This window comes from Bradyrhizobium sp. cf659, assembly GCF_900113725.1.
Lineage (GTDB): Bacteria > Pseudomonadota > Alphaproteobacteria > Rhizobiales > Xanthobacteraceae > Bradyrhizobium.
Window position 1 is genome coordinate 186581 of record NZ_FOQJ01000007.1, and the last position, 21947, is coordinate 208527.

Here is a 21947-nt window from a genome sequence, read left to right on the forward strand (position 1 = left end):
TAATCAAAAAAGACCGAACCGGAACGAACCTATGCCGGCCCGCGTGCGCGATGTGATCGCCCCCGCCGCCCGGCATCATCAGGAGAAGAGATGGCTGAGCCCCATGGGAAGATCGCCCTCGTGACCGGCGCCTCGTCAGGCATCGGCGAGGCAACCGCAGAGCGGCTCGCAAAAGCCGGCTACAAGGTTTACGGCACCAGCCGTCGCGGGGCCGAGGCCGGCAAACGATCGTTCGAGATGCTGTCCCTGGACGTGACCAGCGATGACTCGGTGGAAGCCGCGGTCAACGAGGTGATGAGGCGCGACGGTCGCATCGATCTGCTCGTGAATAATGCGGGCTTCGGTGTCGCTCCTGCCGGAGCGGAAGAGAGCTCGCTCGATCAGGCCCGGTCGATCTTCGAAACGAATTTCTTCGGGCTCGTCCGAATGACGCGCGCCGTCGTGCCTCACATGCGGCGCCAAGGGCGCGGCCGCATTATCAACATCGGCTCTGTGCTCGGCTTTTTGCCGATGCCGTATGGCGCGCTCTATGCCGCCACCAAGCACGCCGTGGAAGGCTATTCGGAATCGCTCGACCACGAGCTTCGCACGTGGGGGATCCGCGTTTCGGTCATCGAGCCCGCCTATACGAAGACGCCATTCGACGCGAATTTCGTCGAACCCGACACCAAGCTCGATGAGTATCGCGTGGTCCGCGCGGGCGTGAGCAAGCGGGTGAACGAAGTGATGGCGACGGCCGAGCCGCCAGGCGTCGTTGCCGACGCTGTCCTGGCAGCCGCCAACGCGGCGCGCCCGAAGATCCGATACACGGCCGGCCGCCTTGCGGGCCGCCTGCGATGGCTCCGCCGGTTCGCGCCTGCCGGCCTGGTGGATGCCGGAATTCGAAAGGACCTGCGGCTTGATGCCGGTCCGGTGGCAGCTGCCAGCCGCGCGCGAGCCTTCTGACAAGCGGCGGCCGCCGCAAGCGCGGACTGCCGTCATCACGGCCAGGCCCCCGAGCATCTCAACCGCAGAGACACATGAAAGCACTCATCCTGAAAAAATACGGCCGGCCGGATCAGGTCACATTCGCCGACACGCCCCGGCCGATGCCCCGGCCCGACGAAATCCTGGTTGAGGTCCACGCGGCTGGCCTCAATCCGATCGACACCATGATTCCGAAAGGAACGTTCAAGCCCATCCTCAAGCTCGAGCTGCCGGCCACGCTAGGCAGCGATCTCGCGGGCGTCGTGGTGGAGGTGGGAAGCCAAGTGACCCGCTTCAAACCGGGCGACGCCGTCTTCGCCAGCATCTTCGACCTCGGCGGCGTCGGTGCGCTCGCCGAGTTCGCGCGCGTGCCCGAGCGCGCTGCTGCGCTCAAGCCCGCCAATCTGGACTACGTGCAGGCGGCCTCGATCCCGATGGTCGGACTGACGTCCTGGCAGGCGCTCAAGGAGCGTGCGCAGCTCAGACCCGGCCAGAAGGCATTCATCCCGGCAGGATCGGGCGGCATCGGCACTTTCGCGATCCAGTTAGCAAAATATCTCGGCGCGAAGGTCGGCACGACCACAAGCACGGGCAATGTCGACCTGGTGCGCAGCCTCGGCGCCGACGAAGTGGTCGATTACAAGAAACAGCAATTTGAGGACGTGCTGAAGGACTACGATGCCGTGCTGGGCACGGTCAGAGGCGATGCCATCGAAAAATCGCTGCGGATCCTGAAGCGCGGAAGCTCAGTCGTCTCGCTCGTCGGCCCGCCGGACGCTGCGTTCGCGCGCGCCCGCAGCATGAACTTTGTCATGAAGCTCCTGTTCGGATTGCTGAGCCGCAAGATCATCCGCGGCGCCAGGACGCGCGGCGCGTCCTATTCGTTCCTCTTCGTGCGTCCGGACGGCAACCAGCTCGCGGAGATCGGCAAGCTCCTCGAGGCAGAGCGCATCCGGCCGGTCATCGACAAGGTATTCCCGTTCGATCGGGCCAAGGAGGCGCTCGCTTATCTCGAACAGGGTCGGGCCAAGGGGAAGGTCGTCGTACAGATGAGGTGATGGCAAGAAAATCTGAGGCGCCCTGTCGGATCGGCAGCGTCTCGGTCGTCCTCGGGACATGAATGGGCCGTAGACGCTAATGTCGGGTCCATCAATTCACAGGGACGACCAACATGCCCAGCACTGTCCGCTTGCACCGCGTTCTTTCGACCAGTCCGGAGAAGGTCTATCGCGCCTTCCTCGAGGCTGACGCACTGGCGAAATGGCTTCCGCCCAACGGCTTTACCTGCACCGTGCACCATCTGGAGCCCAAGGTCGGCGGCACGTTCAAGATGTCGTTCCGGAATTTCACGACGGGCAACAGCCACGCCTTCGGCGGCGAATATCTCGAGCTCGTCCCGGGCGAACGCCTGCGCTACACCGACAAATTCGACGACCCCAATCTGCCTGGCGAAATTCAGGTGACCGTGACGCTGAAGAAGGTTTCGGTCGGCACCGAAGTCGACATCACGCAGGCCGGCATCCCGGACGTCATCCCGCCGGAAGCCTGCTATCTCGGCTGGCAGGAATCGCTGCGAAACCTCGCAAGGCTCGTCGAACCCGAGATCAACCAATAACATCCAGACGACACGAGAGCGCTGGCGATGGCCGCGTGACCGAGAGGTTACGCGCCCGCCTTCGGCGCAAGCCCGCCGCTCGCGGTCCAGCGGTCCGGCTCGGGACTGTGTCCGATCAGCGCCAGGCCGTAGGCGATCGACTCGAACTGGTCGCCCGACATCAGCCGCTCGTTGCCGAACCGTTCGGCAAACAGCTTTCGGACGGCGGGCACGAAGGAAGTCCCGCCGGTCAAGAACACCTTCTCCACCTCGCGCGCGGTGATGCCGGCCTCGCCCAGCACCTTGTCGACCGTGGCACCTAACCTGGCGATATCGTCGGCAATCCAGGATTCAAAATTCTTCCGTGTGATGGTCGAGCCGATGTCGACCCCGCCGCCTTTGAAGCGGAAGTCCACCTGATCCTGCGCGGACAGCGCCACCTTGGCGTCGGACACCGCGCGGTACAGCGAAAAGCCGAGGTCGAGATCGACGATGGTGATGAAATCCTCGAGCAATTCCGGCTTCAACGCGGTGCGCGCCAGCTCCCGGAGCTCGCGCAGATCGCCGTTGCTCTTCATCATCGCGAGCTGATGCCAGCGCGCGAGGTTGGTGTAGTGGCCGCTGGGGACCGGCAGCACCTTGTCGAACGAGCGGAAGCTCGAGCCTTTTCCCAGCCGCGGCGAGACGACGTGGTCGACGATGCGGTAGTCGAACGTGTCGCCGGCAATGCCGATGCCGGCGTGTCCAAGCGGCTCGGCGCGCAAGGCTCCTCCCGCGCGCGAGAAGCGCATCACGGAGAAGTCGCTGGTGCCGCCGCCGAAATCCGCGACCAAGACGGTGGCATCGCGCTCCAAGCGGCGGGCGAAGGAGAACGCGGCGCCCACGGGCTCGTAGACATAGCGCGCGTGGCCGGCGCCGAGGCGCTCGAACGCGGCCCGGTAGCGCTGCATCGCCAGCGTCTCGTCGGGATTGCCGCCGGCGAAGCGGACGGGGCGGCCGACCGTGATCGTCGACGTCTCGAAGCCGAACCTGTCACCGCCATGGCGCGCCAGCGTCCGCAGGAACGCCGCCAAAATGTCCTCGAACTTGAAGCGCTGCCGGAACACCTGGGTGGTGTTGAAGCTGCTGCTCGCCGCAAAGGTCTTGAACGACTGGAGGAAGCGATAGACGTGGCGTCCTTCGAGAAACTGCTCGATCGCCCACGGGCCGCCTTCGGCCTGGGCGCCGGCTCCCGGCCGGTCCTCCCAGAAGCACAGGGCCGACACATAAACGCTGTGGCGCTGTCCGCCGTGATCGAAGCGGATGGCCTCGACCCGGCGGTCGTCCGCCGCAAGCGCTACGACCGTGTTGCTGGTCCCAAAATCGATGCCGATCGAGACGGCGGGCGAGGCGCTCGACATGAACCACTCTGACAGATGATTGGAAGGGGGCAGACCACTAGCGGCTTTGACTTGCCGTGCCAAGGCCCGGTCCGTGGCGTGCCCGTGCCGGAATTCATGCCCATGGGGCGCCAGTTGCAGCCGTGACAGGTCATTTCGGAGCCAATAGCCCGTTTCGGCTGCCCTTTTTGCAATTTTAAGCCCGGACCGGCCCCTTTAACGGACTATTATGCTGCAATGCGGGAGAGCGCATACTGCTATGCAATGGCATGCATGGACATTGGCATCTGGTATACATAAATTCCCTTTCGAAATGAGACAGCGCTACTGACCGTCTCAAGAAAGGATTTTCCGATGTCCAAGGCCGCTTCCGTCGCTCTCGCCCCCTCCTCCACCCTGTTCGCGCGTTTCATGGCCGCGGTGGACCGCTTCCTGATGGCCAGCGCCGAGATCTCGAATCACAACGGCGACCTGCCGCGTTTCGGCCTGTAAGAAGGCCTTGCCTGCCCCCGCCGAAGCGCGCGCTGGCAGCTTCCGCAGACGCTAGGTTTGATCAAATGGCCCCTCATGTCGGGGCCATTTTCTTTTGGTGTCCTCCCCTCGCTCGCCACCACAACTGCGACGATTGGTCCGTCGACGTGCCCGCCGATCCGATTGTTTGTCCGCTGGCATCTCGCATACCATTGGGCAAGCAAGAGCGATTGCACAATCATAAGGTGTCAGGCGGGGACACATCACGCAGGCGGGAACAGCCGAGTTACCGCGAAACTTGGCGGAACCCTAGCCGAAAGGAGCGGATGCCGCGCGTTGTCCCTGCTCATAGAGTTTCTATCGGGACGGCCATGGGAGATCGACCGCAAGGGTGACCCCAGGCGCGTGAATCGAGATGGGCTGAGGCGAGCCGACAAAGAGCGGCCGCGTTTTCGACAGGGAGAGAAACAAGATGAAGCCATTCGTTCTGATTGTCGCTTTGGCGGCAATCGCGATGTCGTGCGCCAGCAGCACCGCAAGCCGTGCTGCCTGGGAGCCGGTTCGTCCGGTCGAGTTCATCGTCCCCGCGGGCACCGGCGGCGGCGCCGATCAGATGGCACGCACCATCCAGGGCATCGTCACCAAGCACAATCTGATGAAGCAGCCACTGGTCGTCATCAACAAGGCCGGCGGCGCGGGTGGCGAAGGCTTCCTCGATGTGAAGACATCGTCGGGCAATCCCCACAAGATCATCATCACGCTCTCGAACCTGTTCACGACGCCGCTGGCAACGGGGATTCCGTTCAACTGGAAGGATTTGACCCCGGTCGCGATGCTGGCGCTCGACGAATTCGTGCTCTGGGTGAATGCCGAGAAGCCGTACAACAGCGTCAAGGACTACGTCGACGCGGCGAAAAAGGCACCGAGCGGCTCATTCAAGATGGGCGGTACCGGCTCCAAGCAGGAAGACCAGATCATCACGGTCGGCATCGAGAAGGCGATCGACGCGAAGTTCACCTACATCCCCTACAAGGGCGGCGGTGAAGTCGCCGTTCAACTCGTCGGCAATCACGTCGATTCAACCGTCAACAATCCGATCGAGGCGGTCGCGCAATGGCGCGGCGGCAAGCTCCGTCCGCTCTGCGTCTTCGACGCCCAGCCGATGGCCTATGACGAGCCGATCGCCGATGGCAAGGCCTGGAAGGATATTCCGACCTGCAAGTCGCAGGGCCTTGGGATGGAATATCTCATGCTGCGCGGCATCTTCATGTCGCCCAAGGCCACGAAGGATCAGATCGAATACTATGTCGAGTTGTTCAAGAAGGTCCGCGCCACGCCGGAATGGCAGGATTTCATGAAGAGCGGCGCCTTCAACACGACCTTCCTGGCTGGAGCCGACTACGCCAAGTGGGTCGAAGCGGAGGAGAAGCGCCACGAAGGCTTGATGAAGGAAGCCGGCTTCCTCGCATCGGGGAATTGACCCGCGACATCGACGACGGCTGAGGACGCTGGTCGTCCTCCCGTCTGCCGCGACCGCGAAAGACTGCAATTCCGCCTGGAGGTCCCATGACTGAACAATCCGGATCCGAATCCGGCCCGACACACAAGACGCTGGAAATCGGCATGGCGCTGTTGATCGGCGTCTTCGGCCTGGTCGTGATCTTCGGCAGCCTGAAGGCCGGCATCAACTGGGGCGCGGAGGGCCCGCGTGCCGGCTTCTTCCCCTTCTATGTCGGCGCCGCCATCGTCGGCGCAAGCGCCATCAACCTCTGGAGTGCGCGACGCGACGACGACGGCCGGCTGTTCGCAGCATGGGGACAGCTTCGCCAAGTCATGAGCGTCGTGGTGCCCACCGCGATCTATGTCGGCTCGATGCCGTTCATCGGCCTCTACGTCGCCTCGATGGTCTTCATCGCCTGGTTCATGCGCTGGCTCGGCGGCTATCGCTGGCTGACGACCATCGCGGTGGCGGTCGGCATGCCGGTCCTCACCTATCTTGTTTTCGAGCGCTGGTTCCTGGTCCCGCTTCCCAAGGGGCCGTTCGAGGAATGGCTCGGCCTGTAAGAGCTGCGCCGTCATTTTCGTTACTGCTGCAGGACGTATCGATATGGAAGAGTTGGCCAATTTGTTTCACGGCTTCGCGGTCGCCCTGCAGCCCTACAACATCATGCTGATGATCATCGGCATCACGCTCGGGGTCATCATCGGCGTGCTCCCGGGGCTCGGCGGCGCCAACGGCGTGGCGATCCTCCTGCCCCTGACCTTCAGCATGCCGCCGACGTCGGCGATCATCATGCTGTCCTGCATCTATTGGGGCGCATTGTTCGGCGGCGCCATCACCTCGATCCTCTTCAACATACCCGGCGAGCCCTGGTCCGTGGCGACCACCTTCGACGGCTATCCGATGGCGCAACAGGGCAAACCCGGCGAAGCCCTGACGGCCGCCTTCACCTCCTCCTTCGTGGGCGCGCTGTTCGCCGTCATCATGATCACGCTCGTGGCGCCCCTCGTCGCGGGCTTCGCGCTGCGATTTGGTCCGGCGGAGAAGTTCGCGGTGTACTTCCTCGCCTTCTGCAGCTTCGTCGGCCTGAGCAAGGAGCCGCCGTTCAAGACCATCGCGGCGATGATGATGGGCTTTGCGCTCGCGGCGGTCGGACTGGATTCGATCACGGGGCAGCTGCGGCTGACCTTCGGCGTCACGGAGCTGCTCAACGGATTCGACTTCCTGATCGCCGTGATCGGCCTGTTCGGCATCGGCGAGATCCTGCTGACCATGGAGGAAGGGCTGGCGTTCCGCGGCGGCAACGCGTCCATCAACCTTCGGGTCGTGCTTCAGACCTGGCGGGAACTACCCGCCTATTGGATGACCTCGCTGCGCTCCTGCCTGATCGGATGCTGGATGGGCATCACGCCCGCCGGCGCAACGCCGGCATCTTTCATGAGCTACGGCATCGCCAAGCGCCTGGCGCGACGCGGCAACAATTTCGGCAAGGGCGAGATCGAGGGTGTGATCGCGCCGGAGACGGCCGCACATGCCGCGGGCACCTCGGCGCTGCTGCCGATGCTGTCGCTCGGGGTGCCCGGCTCCCCGACGGCCGCCGTCCTGCTTGGCGGATTGTTGATCTGGGGCCTTCAGCCCGGCCCCATGCTGTTCGTCGAACAGAAGGAATTCGTCTGGGGCCTGATCGCATCGATGTATCTCGGCAATCTCGCCGGCCTTATCGTCGTGCTCACCTGCGTGCCGATCTTCGCCGCGATCCTCCGCGTGCCCTTCGGCATCATCGCGCCGCTCATCCTGGTGCTCTGCGCGATCGGCGCCTATTCGGTGCACAACAGCACCTTCGACGTGATGCTGATGCTGGTGTTCGGCGTGCTCGGCTATCTCCTGAAGAAGTGCAATTACCCGCTCGCACCGCTGGTGCTCGCCATCGTGCTCGGCGACAAGGCGGAGGAAGCCTTCCGCCAATCGCTGCTGGGATCGCAGGGCTCGCTCGGCGTGTTCTTCTCCAACGGCCTCGTCAGCACGATCATGGTGCTCGGTCTGGTCGCTCTGTTCTGGTCCGCGATCCAGGAAGGCTACAGCCGGCTGCGGACGTCGATGGCCTGAGGCGCGCGACCGGCGCGATCCGCGCCGGTGGCCGACGGCGAATCCGCCGCGCGCGGGACTTCTGGAATAAAGAATTCCAGGAATCGCACGATCACCGAACAACCGTCTGTCGGCCTGCGCGAACGGCGCGCGCGTGAAAATCCCCCCGCGCGCGGGACATTCTACAGCCTGCTTGCGGCTCCGCGCGTTACGGGAAAATCCACGCCAGATCAATGATTTGAATGGGCTAAGCGGCTATTGCTGCTGGCACGCGGCAGCGCTTGGGGGTTTACAATCGCGCGGCCATGGCGCATGTGAACAGGCCCGCGATATTTCGCCGCACCTCCCGTCCTTCGCTTGAATCTTGGCATAATGCATACCAGGATGCCAGCCAGCGCATGCATAAAAATGATCGGCGCGTTCGGGAGGGTTTTAATGACGGACATGGTGCAGGCAACGGCCCCTACAACCGCGCGCGTTAGCGACACGTATCGCTGGGCGCAATTGGCAATCGGTGTAGCGGCGATGGTGATGATCGCCAATTATCAGTACGGCTGGACATTCTTCGTCCCCGACATCCAGAAGAAATTCGGCTGGGATCGCGCGTCGATCCAATGGGCCTTTACTCTCTTCGTCCTGTTCGAGACCTGGCTGGTGCCGGTCGAAGGCTGGTTCGTGGACAAATACGGTCCGCGCATCGTCGTGCTGGTCGGCGGCGTGCTCTGCGCCATGGGCTGGGCGATCAACGCACAGGCCACCACGCTCAACGGCTACTATCTCGGCATGATCATCGCGGGCATCGGAGCGGGCGGCGTCTATGGCACCTGCGTCGGCAACGCGCTGAAATGGTTTCCCGACAAGCGCGGTCTCGCTGCGGGCATCACGGCGGCCGGCTTCGGTGCAGGCTCCGCGCTGACAGTCGCGCCGATCCAGTCCATGATCAAGGACAGTGGCTTCCAGACCACCTTCCTCTATTTCGGCCTCGGACAAGGCATCATCATCTGCATCCTCGCCTTCTTCCTGCTCGCGCCGAAGGCCGGCCAGGTGCCGGTCGTGGTGGCGAACGCCGCGCTGGTGCAGACGCGTCGCAACTACCAGCCGACCGAGGTGCTGCGTCAGCCGATCTTCTGGCTGATGTACTTCATGTTCGTGATCGTCGGCGCCGGCGGCCTGATGGTGACGGCCAACCTGAAGCCCATCGCGGTCGACTGGAAGGTCGACAGCGTTCCCGTGACGCTGATGGCGGTGACGATGACCGCGGTGACGTTCGCAGCCACGATCGACCGCGTGCTCAACGGCCTGACGCGCCCGTTCTTCGGCTGGATCTCCGACATGATCGGCCGCGAGAACACGATGTTCATCGCCTTCGGCATGGAAGGTTTTGGCATCTGGTTGCTCTATCTCTGGGGCCACGATCCGATCTGGTTCGTGCTGCTCTCGGGCTTCGTGTTCTTCGCCTGGGGTGAGATCTACTCGCTGTTCCCCTCGACCTGCACCGACACGTTCGGCGCCAAGTTCGCGACCACCAATGCGGGCCTGCTCTACACCGCAAAGGGCACGGCCGCGCTGCTCGTCCCGGTCGCAAACCTGATGCAGCAGTCGTCGGGCACATGGGACAGCGTGTTCATCATCGCAGCCGGCGCCAACATCCTGGCTTCGCTGCTGGCGATCGCGGTGCTCAAGCCCTGGCGCAGGGTGGTGGTGGCGAAGTCGACCGCCTGACGCGCTTCACCACACTCCATTCCGGCAGGACGCCCGGCCTCACGGCCGGGCGTTTTCGTTTTGCGTGAGGTTTCGCGCGTTGTCCGAATGGAACTGCCGATTTTGTGACGGCGAGCCAAGATTGGGCTTGCATTCTGGAATATGGTATACCAAGCTCCGCGCCGCGCTTGCGACGATAAGCCACAATATTTGCGACATCAGGTCATCTTGCCATTTGGTGTCGACCAGAAAAGCGCGTTGGGAGGTTCTTGATGATTTCCAGCACGGACGGCGCTGTCACGGCCGCGCCTCTTCGCACCGGTTTCCGCTGGCTCCAGCTCGGCATGGGCATCGTCTGCATGGCGATGATCGCCAACCTGCAATACGGCTGGACGCTGTTCGTCGATCCGATCGATGCGGCCCACCATTGGGGACGCGCCGCGATTCAGCTCGCTTTCACCATCTTCGTCGTCACCGAGACCTGGCTGGTGCCGGTCGAGGCCTGGTTCGTCGACAAATACGGCCCGCGCATCGTCATCATGTTCGGCGGCGTGATGATCGCGCTGTCCTGGGTGCTCAACTCCTACGCCGACTCGCTCACCCTGCTCTATGCGGCCGCGATCGTCGGCGGCATGGGTGCCGGCGCCGTCTACGGCACCTGCGTCGGCAACGCGCTGAAATGGTTTCCCGACCGCCGCGGCCTTGCCGCCGGCGCGACGGCCGCCGGCTTCGGCGCGGGCGCCGCGCTCACCATCGTGCCGATCGCAACCATGATCGCCGCGAGCGGCTATCAGAGCGCGTTCTTCACCTTCGGCATCGGCCAGGGCCTGATCGTCTTCGTGCTCGCCTTCTTCATCCAGCCGCCGCGGCTCTCGATCCCGCCGAAGAAGAAGCAGCTCAATCTGCCGCAGACCAAGATCGACTTCACCCCGCCGCAAGTGCTGCGCACCCCTATTTTCTGGGTGATGTATCTCGTCTTCGTCATGGTCGCGTCCGGCGGCCTGATGACCGCGGCTCAGATCGGCCCGATCGCACACGACTTCAAGATCGCCGACACGCCGGTGACGCTCGCCGGCTTCCAGATGGCGGCGCTGACCTTCGCGATCTCGCTCGACCGCATCTTCGACGGCTTCGGACGTCCCTTCTTCGGCTGGGTCTCCGACACGATCGGCCGCGAGCACACCATGTTCATCGCCTTCGGCACGGCGGCAGTGATGCTGCTCGCGCTGTCGGCCTACGGACACGTACCTGTCGTCTTCGTGCTCGCGACCGCGGTGTATTTCGGCGTGTTCGGCGAGATCTACTCGCTGTTCCCCGCAACCTGCGGCGACACCTTCGGCTCGAAGTTCGCAACCACCAACAACGGCATGCTCTACACCGCGAAGGGCACCGCCTCCCTGCTCGTCCCGCTCGCCAGCGTGATCTCGGCGGCGTATGGCTGGAAGGCCGTGTTCGTGGTGGCGGTGGCGCTGAACGCGACAGCCGCGCTGATGGCATTGTTCGTGATCAAGCCGCTGCGCCGCTCCTTCATCCTCGGCAAGGAAGCCGAGAGCACGGCCACCGCAACGGGCAGCGCCAAGACCGAGACGGCGTAAGCCACAACACGCCATTGCAAGGCTGAAGAAGGGGCGCAGCGATGCGCCCCTTTCTTCTTTTGGCGCGACGACAAACGTCAGTATTGCTGCCGCAAGAATTTTCGGATCACCCAAATCCAGCGCTTGACGATTGGCATTATGTATACCACACTTCTCCTGTCATTCACCCAGGGAGGTTGCCATGCTGGTCGGAGACATTCTGCGCAAGAAGACGCCGCGCGTTGTCACGGTGCGAATGAACGAAACGGTGGGTATCGCCGCCAAGCTGATGCGCGCCAACAACATCAGCGCGCTGGTGGTCAAGGACGTGGTCCGCTCGGAAGGCAACACGGCGGTCGGCATGTTCACCGAACGCGACGTGGTGCGCGCCATCGCGGAGCACGGAGCCAACGGCATCAACGTCAAGGTCTCCCAGCTCGTCTCGGTGCAGCAGCTCATCTCCTGCACCTCGACGGACACGATCGAGCACGTCCGGCATTTGATGAACCGCAATCACATCCGCCACCTGCCGGTCATCGACGATTACAGCCTCGTCTCCGTCATCAGCATGCGCGACATCGCCGCTGCCGTTGACGAAACGATCAACGGCACGCCGCAAGCAGCAGCTTAAAGCGCCACGACCCTTCCCCTGCGACTACCGGCCCCGGCTCGGATCCTTCCGAGCCGGACCGGATCTTTCGTCCCGAAATTCCGGTCACCCGCGAGGATTTCATGAAGATCTGCATCTACGGCGCCGGCGCAATCGGCGGATATCTCGGGGTTCAGCTCGCGCGGGCTGGCGCCGACGTCAGCCTGGTCGCACGCGGCGCGCATCTCGCCGCGATGCGCGAGCGCGGCCTGACGCTGCTCGCGGGCGAGGAGAAGCGCACCGTGCATCCCCGCTGCACCGACGATCCCGCCGAGCTCGGCGTGCAGGACTACATCATCATCACGCTGAAGGCGCATTCGATCACCGGCGTGATCGAGAAGATGCAGCCGCTCCTGGGCCCGCACACCCGCATCGTCACCGCGGTCAACGGCATCCCCTATTGGTACTTCTACAAGCACGGCGGCGATTACGAGAATTCGACGCTGGAGAGCATCGACCCCGGCGGGCGGCAGTGGCGCGAGATCGGCGCCGAGCGCGCCATCGGCTGCATCGTCTATCCCGCCACCGAGATCGAGGCGCCCGGCGTGATCCGCCACGTCTACGGCAACAATTTTCCGCTCGGCGAGCCCTCCGGCGCGATCACGGGCGACGTGCAGCGCCTCGCCGACCTGTTCGTCGCGGCCGGCCTGAAGGCGCCGGTGCTCGACCGCATCCGCGACGAGATCTGGCTCAAGCTGTGGGGCAACGTCTGCTTCAACCCGATCAGCGCGCTGACCCATGCGACGCTCGACGTGATCTGCACCGATCCGGCCACGCGCGCGCTGTCGCGCGCGATCATGATGGAGACGCAAACCATCGCCGAGACCTTCGGCGTCAAATTCCGCGTCGACGTCGAGCGCCGCATCGAGGGCGCCCGCAAGGTCGGCGCGCACAAGACCTCGATGCTCCAGGACCTCGAGCGCGGCCGTCCGATGGAGATCGACCCGCTCGTCACCGTGGTGCAGGAGATGGGCCGCCTCACCGGGATCGCGACGCCCGCACTGGACTCGGTGCTGGCGATGGTGACCCAGCGCGCCCGCATCGCCGGGCTCTATGACGGCGTCTCCGCGCCCACCGATCCGCACGCACTGGCGGTGGCGTGATGACCGGCGAGATCAGGAAATGGCTGCGCTTCCGGAATAATGGTGCGACCGGTTTCGGCACGCTGACCTCATCCGGCATCAGCGTGCACGAGGGCGAGATGTTCGGCCGCCATGCCGCGACCGGCAGGACACTGGCGCTGTCGGAGGTCGAGCTGCTCGCACCCTGCGCGCCCAGCAAGATCGTCGCGCTCTGGAACAACTTTCATGCGCTGGCGGCCAAGCTCAACCAGCCCGAGCCGCCGGAGCCGCTCTATCTGCTGAAAGCCACCACCAGCATCGCGGCACCCGGCGCGGTGATCCGCCGTCCCTCATATTACGACGGCAAGACCACCTATGAGGGCGAGCTCGGCATCGTCATCGGCAGGACCTGCGCCCGCGTCTCGCCCGCGGAAGCAGGCCACTTCATCTTCGGCTACACCTGCGTCAACGACATCACCGCCAACGACATCCTGACCCGCGATCCCACCTTCCCGCAATGGGCCCGCGCCAAGGGCATCGACGATTACGGCCCGTTCGGCCCTGTGATCGCGACCGGCCGTGATCCCGCAAAACTGGTGGTCCGCACCATCCTCAACGGCACCGAGCGGCAGAACTATCCGATCTCGGACATGATCTTCACCGCGCAGGAGCTGGTGAGCAGGATCTCCCACGACATGACCCTGCTCCCCGGCGACCTCATCGCCGTCGGCACCTCCGTCGGCGTCGGCGTGATGAAGGAGCCGGTGAATACGGTCACCGTCGCGATCGACGGCATTGGTGAATTGACCAACGAGTTTCGGCTGTAGCTCCCCGTCGTCATTCCGGGGCGGCGCAAGGCGCCGAACCCGGAATCCATTTATCCGCAGTCTCTGCCGCCCGATGGATTCCGGGCTCGCGACTTCGTCGCGCCCCGGAATGACAGCGAAGGGCCGCGGCCCCCTCGGGAAAACTCGGCACCTCATGCCGCTCTCCACCGGTCGGCCGATGCAATCAGTCGTGGATCGCGCCACCGGATACATACCGCTCCCCCGCGCGCCCCTTGATCTCGGTTCCGCTCTCCAATAGCAACTATGGCGATAATGTGTGCCGGCGTGAGGAAGTCACGATGTGGCTGTTTTTTCTGGTTGCCTGGTTCGTCCTGCTGGCGGCCATCGCGCTTCTCGCCCAGCAGGCGTTTGGTTACGACCTCACCCACCTGCCCGCCCTGTTTGCGGGCCTTCCCGTGCCTCAGCGCATCGCGACCGGCGCGCTCCCGGCCGTGGCGCTGGCGCTGATCGGCGCAACCGCCTGGCGGCTCTCGCGTCAGGACCGGCGTCTGGGCACGCTGCGCGACCGCCTGAAGAAGACCCGCGAGGACGTCGTCGCCGCCCACGCGCTGCAAAACCACCTCGACGCCACCGTCCAGCACCTGATCGAGAGCGACCCAAGGGAAGCCGTCTCCGCCCTCCACGACAAGCTGGGCGAGACCGAGCAGCGCGCGCGGCTCCAGCAGGGCCGCAACGAATCCACCGACATGCACGACCAGCTCGCCGAGATCCGCCGCCGCCAGCAAGGCCTGCGCGAGATGGTCGGCAAGGTCGCCGAGCAGCGCCGCGCGATCGAGCCCGTCTTCACCGAGATCCGCGACCGCCAGAACCAGCTCGAACGGTCGCTCCACGACCTCGAGACCGACGACCGCAAGAACAACCTCGCCGACCGGCTCAAGGACATCGCGCGCGACGTCTCGACGCTGCTCTCGCGGGTGAACACGGTCCAGGACATTTTCGCGACCCTGAACCAGTACAAGGAAGATCTGGCGAAATCCCACGCCGAGCTGGTGCCGCTGCGGTCGACGGACGCCGGCATCAACGCGGTGATCAGCGAGCTCGGCCTCAGCCACGACCGCCTCGCCAAGAGCATCGACGAGCTCGAGACCGGCGGCGAAGCGCCGCTCGGCACGCGCGTCGAGGCGCTGTCGAAGAACAAGATCGAGATCGAGCAGCGCCTGGCGCGCATCGACGACAGTTTCAACATCCTCAAGGCGATCCGCCTCGACTTCGAGGAGCTCGGCCAGCGCCAGACCCAGCTCGAACGCTCGCTCGCGGATGTCGAGACCGACGCCGACGGCAAGACCCTCGCCGACCGCCAGAACGCGCTGAACGATTTCGTCATCCAGTCGCGCCAGCGCCTCGGCGCCTTGCAGGAGACGCTGGCGACGCTGAACGCCTTCAAGACGGAGCTGTCGAAGTCGCAGGCCGACCTCGTCCCGCTGAAGGCACCGGTGTTCGGCATCGAGGCGCTGATCGCCGAGGTCAGCACCACCCGCGACCTGCTCGCCAGGACCGTCGGCGAGATCGAAGCGAACGGCGGCGTGCCCCTCGTCTCGCGCGTCGACGCGCTGACGAAAAGCAAGCGCGAGGTCGAAGACCGCCTCGCCCGTATCTTCGACAATTTCAACGCCCTCGATGCCTTGCGCAAGGACATCGGCGGCATCTTCTCGACGATCAGAAACAGCCTGAACCGGATCGGGTGAATTTGTTGGAATCGTTGCCCGTATCCCGGATGAGCGAAAGCGACATCCGGGATCACGCTCGCCGCAAACGATTCCCGCATATCGCTTTGCTCATGCGGGCTACTGCACACCGCCAATCCCGCAGCTCCGAAACATCCAGACACACATCACATCTGCGCGCGCCCGACATATGCCGCCAACATGTCCCGCGCGCGCCGCAACTTGGACGCATTCGGCCGCCCTTCTGTGAGGTGTGTCTGGGGGCACGGCACTGCCGTGTTTGGACCAAACCTTCTAGGGGGTATGACTGTGAAGAAGATTGTAATTGTTCTGGGTGCGACGCTTGCTCTGGTGACGGCTGCGAACGCTGCGGACTTGCCGCGCCGCCAGCCCGTGCCTGTCTATCCGGCGGAGCAGGCGCCGATCGGCAAGATGCCGATTGGCAAGAGCCCGATTGGCAAGGCCCCGATCGGCAAGGCGCCCGGCCCGGTCGCAGCGCGCTACTGACGCGTAGCGACAAACGCGCAGCATCTGCGTAAGCGGCCGACAGTCGAGGGGCACAGCGTGACGAACAAACCTGATCGATCGGGATCCTGCATCCTTGCGGGATTCGCGCTTGCGGCGATGATCGCGTGCACGACGCCCTCGGCTTCGGCCCACGAAGCGAACAAGCGCATGGCCGATGCCAATGCGCTTGCGACGACCGACGCCGCATCGCGACCGGCGCCGCAGTCGCGGCGGCCCGTCGCGCGTGCGGAGAAGGGCCCCTATTACGTCGACTTCCGCGCCCGGACGGCGGCGAGCTGGGGCCACGCCTTCGTCTGGTACGGCAAGACCAGCGAGCGCGCCGTCGAGGTCGCGGGCCTGACGCCCGCCGGCGACACCCTTGCTTACGTGCTCGGTCACCTCACCTTTGTGCCGTCAGAGACCGGCGCGAGCTACGGCGATCTCGATCCGGAATATCTGACGGCGAGCTATCGCGTCTATCTGAACGAAGCCGACGCCAAGCGCGTGTTCGCCTACATCAAGAAATTGCAGGCGAGCTCGCCGGTCTGGAACGCCGAGACCACCAACTGCACCGGCTTCATCGGCGACATCGCCGAGTTCATGGGCTTGAAGGTCCCCTATCGCTGGCAGCGCCCGGAGAACTTCGTCAACAGCCTGAAAGACATGAACGGCGGCCGCCAGATGGTGCGCCTGTCGGCGGAGTAGCCGACGCCTCGTAGGCCGGATTGCGCTACGCTCCATCCGGGCTACGAGACCCTCGCGAAACACTCCGGCCTTGCCATCCCCTCGCTGTCATTGCCCGCGCAGGCGGGCAATCCAGTATTCCAGAGGCGGCGCGGTGATCCAGAGACGCCGCGGCGTACTGGATACCCCGCCCCAGTGCGCAATTGCGCACAAGGCGGGGGATGACGACGGAGCGGGAGGACCGACTTTGCCCGTCGGGCAAGACACCCCGCACAAATCTCCCGCCTCGCCTGTCAATCCTCGGCCGTAAATATATTCCACTTTACCGAAATTCGGATTTATCGTACACACTGGACACCCTGGCCCGAGACAAGGGGCGGATCGCGATCGTCACGAACCGCGGGCCGGGCAGCGATGGACGCGACGGCGTCGGGCGCGAGCAGTGTTGCAGGGCGGGAAACCGTGAGCAACTGCCTTCGCGCGAACGACACGGCGCCGACAGCGTCTTCGCATGGCTTCGGGTGCGAGCACACGCCAGCTCTCGAAGTCCCAGCGAGGACGTGCGCGGACGGCGAAGTCGTGTGGTCCTGACGCCCGGGGTCTGTGCGTCAAGTCTCGTGGTGATGTGCGGTGCCCAACCGGGCACGCGCATCAGTCATCCGCGAGCCGACGGGGGCAATAGTGCATCGCTCCCCGGGGAGAGCACGAAGGACACCGTTAAAACCATTCGCGCAGGGAAGGCCGGGCGATCCGGCGAAACCTGTGGTCCACCCCGTGTGCATCTTTTGTAGCGCACGGACCTGCGGGTGCCAGCCGGCGCCCGGCCTTCCCTGCGCCCTTGTCTCGACAAGGGCGACGCGACGAAGCAAAGCTCGGGCGGAAGATGCCGCGAGAGCGCGAAGGTGTGTCTGCAATGGAAATGCGAGCTGATGATCTCCGAAAGCTCCTCATTCTCCGTCATTGCGAGCGCAGCGAAGCAATCCAGACTGCCGCCGCCGAAGGACTCTGGATTGCTTCGCTACGCTCGCAATGACGGTGTTGAAGCAGCGGGGCAAACCGTCTCTCCAACGTCGTCCTGGCGAAAGCCAGGACCCATTACCCCGGGATTGGGTTTGGCGAAGAACGACGACCAGATTGCCCCAATGATGGGTCACGGAGTATGGGTCCTGGCTTTCGCCAGGACGACGGCGGTGGATGCGGCAAGCTCCACCCCAAGATTATCCGCCCCACGGAATCCCCCCGCCTCCCGCATGATCGCCCCGCCCTCACCGCACGCCGACGCAATAGACTTTTGCCGACCCGGGCGGCATCCTGCCGCCATCAACAAATAACAGGGCCTGCCGCGCAGGCGGGGAAACGCATCATGTTGCAGACACGGTTCACCAAACTCGTCGGCGTCGAGCACCCGATCGTCCAGGGCGGCATGCAATGGGTCGGGCGCGCCGAGCTGGTCGCGGCCGTCGCGAACGCCGGCGCGCTCGGCTTCATCACGGCGCTGACCCAGCCGACGCCGGAGGATCTCACCAAGGAGATCGCGCGCTGCCGCGACCTCACCGACAAGCCGTTCGGCGTCAATCTCACCATCCTGCCCGCGATCAAGCCGCCGCCCTACGCCGAATACCGCGCCGCCATCATCGAGAGCGGCATCACGGTGGTCGAGACCGCCGGCAACAAGCCGCAGGAGCATGTCGACGAGTTCAGGAAGCACGGTGTCAAGGTCGTGCACAAATGCACCAGCGTCCGCCACGCGCTCTCGGCCGAGCGCATGGGCGTCGACGCCATCTCGATCGACGGGTTCGAATGCGCCGGGCACCCCGGCGAGGACGACACCCCCGGCCTGATCCTGATCCCGGCCGCCGCCAACAAGGTCAAGATCCCGATGATCGCCTCGGGCGGCTTCGCCGACGCGCGCGGCCTCGTCGCGGCCCTGGCGCTCGGCGCCGACGGCATCAACATGGGCACCCGCTTCATGGCTACCAGGGAAAGCCCGATCCACCAGTCCATCAAGGAGAAGATCGTCGCCAATGACGAGCGCGAGACCGAGCTGATCTTCCGCACCATGCGCAACACCTCGCGCGTCGCCAGGAACGCGGTCTCGACCAAGGTCGTCGCCATGGAGAAGGAAGGCGCCAAGTTCGAGGACATCCGCGAGCTCGTCGCCGGCGCCCGCGGCAAGATGGTCTACGCGACCGGCAACTCCGACGAAGGCATCTGGTCGGCCGGCCAGGTCCAGGGCCTGATCCAGGACATCCCGAGCTGCGCCGAGCTCATCTCCCGGATCGTGCGCGAGGCGGAGGCCATCATCAGAAGCCGGCTGGAGGGCATGATCGTTCAGCCGCAACGCGAAGCGGCGGAATAATTCGCTGAATTGATTTGAACACGGCACTCGCCACGCCGAAGGTGCGCTCCCTCGCCCCGCTTGCGGGGAGAGGGTTGGGGTGAGGGGGAGTCTCCGCGAGGACGGTGAGAGCTGGACTCGCGGAGACTCCCCCTCACCCGCCGCGCGTTCCGCGCGTCGGCCTCTCCCCGCAAGCGGGGAGAGGCGAAGAACTGCATCGCTCTTCACCTACAAACTCAATTGAGTCCCGAGGTAACGCATGAAAGCTTACGTCTACGGCCCTGAAGGCGCTCGAATTTCCGACGTCGCTCAACCAAAGCCTAAAGGCACGCAGGTGCTCGTCCGCGTTCGTGCCTGTGGCTTGAACCGTGCCGACACCGGCATGCGCAAGGGTCACGCCCATGGTGCCGCCGGCGGGGTCGGCACCGTGCTCGGCATGGAATGGGCCGGCGAGGTCGCCGAGCTCGGACCGGATGCCAAGGGCGTGAAAATCGGCGACCGCATCATGGGCTCGGGCGGGGCGGCATTTGCCGAGTACACGCTGGCCGATCACGGCCGGCTGTTCCGCGCGCCGTCGAACATGAATTTCGAGGAGGCCGCCACCCTGCCCGTCGCGCTCGCGACCATGCACAACGCGGTCGTCACCGTCGGCGGCGTGCAGGCGGGCCAGAGCGTGCTGATCCAGGGCGCCAGCTCCGGCGTCGGCCTGATGGCGATGCAGATCGCCAAGCTCAAGGGCGCAAGGCTGGTGATCGGCTCGTCGACTGACGCCTATCGGCGCGGCCGGCTGACGGAGTACGGCGCCGACCTCGCCGTCGACTCCTCCGATCCCAAATGGGTCGAGGAGGTGCTGAAGGCGACCAGCGGCGAAGGCGTCGATCTCATCGTCGACCAGGTCTCCGGCAAGGTCGCCAACCAGAACCTCGCCGCTACCAGGATCAAGGGCCGCATCGTCAATGTCGGCCGGCTCGGCGGCACCCATGCCGATTTCAACTTCGACCTGCACGCCGCACGCCGCATCGACTATGTCGGCGTCACCTTCCGCACCCGCACCATCGAGGAGGTCCGCGAGATCTTCGAGGAGGTCCGCAAGGACATCTGGGGCGCGGTGGAGTCGCGCAAGCTGCAACTGCCGATCGACAAGGTGTTTGCGTTCGCCGACATCGACAAGGCGTTCGAGCACATGGAGGCGAACAAGCATCTGGGGAAGATCGTCGTGACGGTGTGAGCAGTGCCGCGACGGGAAAAGAGCGACGACGCCCCCCACTCTCCAACCGTCATGGCCGGGCTTGACCCGGCCATCCACGTCTCTGCCGCCCGGCACGAAGAACGGGGATGCCCGGGACAAGCCCGGGCATGACGGAGCCAGAACCGCTCCTGCAACTCACTAGCGACTACTCCTGTGGATCATCGCTTGATGTCCCGCGCTGGGCTGCTAAATCCCCCGCCATGAGCTCCCAGCACAACAAGACCTCGGTCGCGGCCATCTCGATCTTCGCCAGCGGCGGCATGGCGGCGGCCAAGTTCGTGGTCGGCGTGGCCATCGGCTCGCTCGCGCTGATCTCGGAAGCGCTGCACTCCTCGGTCGACCTGATCGCGACCATCATCACCTGGGCGGTGGTGCGGGTGTCCGACAAGCCGGCCGACGACGAGCATCATTACGGCCACGGCAAGCTGGAGAGCATCTCCGCGCTCGGCGTCACCGCCCTGCTCTACGTGCTCGCCGGCGGCATCCTGGTCGAGTCCTACAGCCGGCTGCGCGAGGGAACCCCGCCGCCGACCATTTCGGCCGTGCCGTTCGTGGTGCTGGTGATCGACATCGTCGTCAACCTGTGGCGCGCCCGTGCCCTGCACCGCGCCGCGCGGGAAACGCGCAGCCAGGCGCTCGCCGCCGACGCGCTGCATTTCGCCTCCGACGTCATGGGCTCCTTCGCCGTGATCGTGGGCCTGATCCTCGCCGCTCTCGGCTTCTGGTGGGGCGACGCGGCGGCCGCCGCGGCGGTCGCGGTGATGATCGCCGCTCTCGGCCTGCGCATGGCCGGTTCGACCGTGCAGACGCTGGTCGACCGCGCGCCGGAGGGCGCGCAGGAGAAGGCCACGGCCGCGATCCGCAGCGTGCCCGGCGTGATCGGCGTCGAGCGGCTGCGCGTGCGCATGGTCGGCGCGACCACCTTCATCGACACCATCGCAAAGGTGCCGCGGACCTATCCGATCGACCGCGTCGAGGAGATCAAGCGCAAGGTGCAGGCCGCCGTCGACAAGGCGTTCGGCGATGCCGACCTCACCTTCACTCCGGTCCCCGTCGCCCGCGACAACGAGACCGTGCGCGACCGCATCATGGTGATCGCGCGCAATTCGAGCCTCGCCGTCCACCACGTCACGGTGCACGATCTCGGCGCCAAGCTGATCGTCAGCATCGACCTCGAGGTCGACGCCGGGATGCGGCTCGACGCCGCCCATGACGTCGCCAACACGCTGGAGCGGAACATCCAGGAGGAGTTCGGCACCGACGTCGAGGTCGACGTCCATATCGAACCCTTGGAACCGGAACTGCCGTTCGGCGTCGATGCCGCGCCGGATCGGGTGCGGACCATCGCGGCCGCACTCACCGAATATGCCGCCGGCAGCGAGATCCACGACATCCACAATGTGCGCGTCCGCAACACCGATGCCGGCGAGATCGTCAACTTCCACTGCCGCGCCACGCCGTCGATGAGCGTGATCAAGGTGCACGAGCATGTCGACGCGATCGAGCGCGCGTTGCGCCGCGCGTTCCCGAGCGTGAAGCGCGTGATCAGCCACGCCGAGCCGCCGCGCGCGTGACGCGGAATGTGCGCGGGGGCACACGTTCTCGTTTCGGACTCACTGTGCACGTGAGTTTGCGGACTCTCGGCGCGCAAACTGCGCGTTGGATAAGAATAAATT

19 protein-coding genes are annotated in these 21947 nt (G+C 64.8%); 18 read left to right on the top strand and 1 reads right to left on the bottom strand.

Annotation, left to right across the window (positions count from 1 at the left end):
• The first annotated feature begins 90 nt into the window (after positions 1-90).
• From BM118_RS26655 to BM118_RS26665, 3 genes are all read left to right on the top strand, one after another.
• Positions 91-945, top strand: a complete 855-nt coding sequence (locus tag BM118_RS26655) for an oxidoreductase (RefSeq protein ID WP_092188901.1) — start codon at positions 91-93, stop codon at positions 943-945.
• A gap of 74 nt (positions 946-1019) precedes the next feature.
• Positions 1020-2024, top strand: coding sequence for an NADP-dependent oxidoreductase (locus tag BM118_RS26660; RefSeq protein ID WP_092188902.1), 1005 nt, complete (start codon positions 1020-1022; stop codon positions 2022-2024).
• 113 nt (positions 2025-2137) lie between these two features.
• Entirely contained in the window at positions 2138-2581 is a 444-nt protein-coding gene (locus BM118_RS26665; RefSeq protein ID WP_092188903.1) for an SRPBCC family protein, read from the top strand.
• 47 nt (positions 2582-2628) lie between these two features.
• Here the strand turns inward: BM118_RS26665 and BM118_RS26670 are convergent, their stop codons facing one another.
• Positions 2629-3960 carry an Hsp70 family protein gene (locus tag BM118_RS26670; protein ID WP_092188904.1) on the bottom strand — a complete coding sequence of 444 codons (1332 nt, stop codon included), beginning with the start codon at positions 3958-3960 and terminating at the stop codon, positions 2629-2631.
• Between the two features lie 333 nt (positions 3961-4293).
• Here BM118_RS26670 and BM118_RS41745 point away from each other — a divergent pair, with 333 nt between their 5' ends.
• The 15 genes from BM118_RS41745 to BM118_RS26755 all read left to right on the top strand — a co-directional run bounded on the left by BM118_RS41745 (position 4294) and on the right by BM118_RS26755 (position 21845).
• Positions 4294-4431, top strand: coding sequence for a hypothetical protein (locus BM118_RS41745; protein ID WP_177234713.1), 138 nt, complete (start codon positions 4294-4296; stop codon positions 4429-4431).
• Between the two features lie 451 nt (positions 4432-4882).
• Complete coding sequence (locus tag BM118_RS26680; protein ID WP_092188905.1) at positions 4883-5890, top strand: Bug family tripartite tricarboxylate transporter substrate binding protein; 1008 nt, start codon at positions 4883-4885, stop codon at positions 5888-5890.
• Between the two features lie 86 nt (positions 5891-5976).
• On the top strand, positions 5977-6474 hold the full coding sequence (locus BM118_RS26685) for a tripartite tricarboxylate transporter TctB family protein (protein ID WP_092188906.1): 498 nt from the start codon (positions 5977-5979) through the stop codon (positions 6472-6474).
• A gap of 43 nt (positions 6475-6517) precedes the next feature.
• A complete protein-coding gene (locus BM118_RS26690; RefSeq protein WP_092188907.1) occupies positions 6518-8017 on the top strand; it encodes a tripartite tricarboxylate transporter permease in 1500 nt (499 codons plus the stop codon).
• A gap of 414 nt (positions 8018-8431) precedes the next feature.
• Positions 8432-9718 (top strand): oxalate/formate MFS antiporter, encoded by a 1287-nt coding sequence (gene oxlT / locus BM118_RS26695; RefSeq protein ID WP_092188908.1) that lies wholly within the window; start codon positions 8432-8434, stop codon positions 9716-9718.
• Positions 9719-9969: 251 nt separating this feature from the next.
• Positions 9970-11292: an oxalate/formate MFS antiporter gene (gene oxlT / locus BM118_RS26700; RefSeq protein WP_092188909.1), complete on the top strand. Its 1323-nt coding sequence runs from the start codon at positions 9970-9972 to the stop codon at positions 11290-11292.
• Between the two features lie 181 nt (positions 11293-11473).
• Positions 11474-11902, top strand: a complete 429-nt coding sequence (locus BM118_RS26705) for a CBS domain-containing protein (RefSeq protein WP_092188910.1) — start codon at positions 11474-11476, stop codon at positions 11900-11902.
• Between the two features lie 101 nt (positions 11903-12003).
• Positions 12004-13023, top strand: coding sequence for a 2-dehydropantoate 2-reductase (locus tag BM118_RS26710; RefSeq protein WP_092188911.1), 1020 nt, complete (start codon positions 12004-12006; stop codon positions 13021-13023).
• Entirely contained in the window at positions 13023-13808 is a 786-nt protein-coding gene (locus tag BM118_RS26715; RefSeq protein WP_177234714.1) for a fumarylacetoacetate hydrolase family protein, read from the top strand. Before BM118_RS26710 ends, BM118_RS26715 begins: the two co-directional genes overlap by 1 nt.
• A 299-nt stretch (positions 13809-14107) precedes the next feature.
• Positions 14108-15514: a hypothetical protein gene (locus BM118_RS26720; protein WP_177234715.1), complete on the top strand. Its 1407-nt coding sequence runs from the start codon at positions 14108-14110 to the stop codon at positions 15512-15514.
• Between the two features lie 282 nt (positions 15515-15796).
• Entirely contained in the window at positions 15797-16000 is a 204-nt protein-coding gene (locus BM118_RS26725; protein WP_092188913.1) for a hypothetical protein, read from the top strand.
• Positions 16001-16057: 57 nt separating this feature from the next.
• Positions 16058-16705, top strand: coding sequence for a hypothetical protein (locus BM118_RS26730; protein ID WP_092188914.1), 648 nt, complete (start codon positions 16058-16060; stop codon positions 16703-16705).
• A gap of 1342 nt (positions 16706-18047) precedes the next feature.
• Complete coding sequence (locus BM118_RS26740) at positions 18048-19043, top strand: NAD(P)H-dependent flavin oxidoreductase (protein ID WP_092188916.1); 996 nt, start codon at positions 18048-18050, stop codon at positions 19041-19043.
• A gap of 238 nt (positions 19044-19281) precedes the next feature.
• Complete coding sequence (locus tag BM118_RS26750) at positions 19282-20250, top strand: zinc-binding dehydrogenase (protein ID WP_092188920.1); 969 nt, start codon at positions 19282-19284, stop codon at positions 20248-20250.
• A gap of 221 nt (positions 20251-20471) precedes the next feature.
• Entirely contained in the window at positions 20472-21845 is a 1374-nt protein-coding gene (locus BM118_RS26755; RefSeq protein ID WP_092188922.1) for a cation-efflux pump, read from the top strand.
• Positions 21846-21947 lie beyond the last annotated feature (102 nt).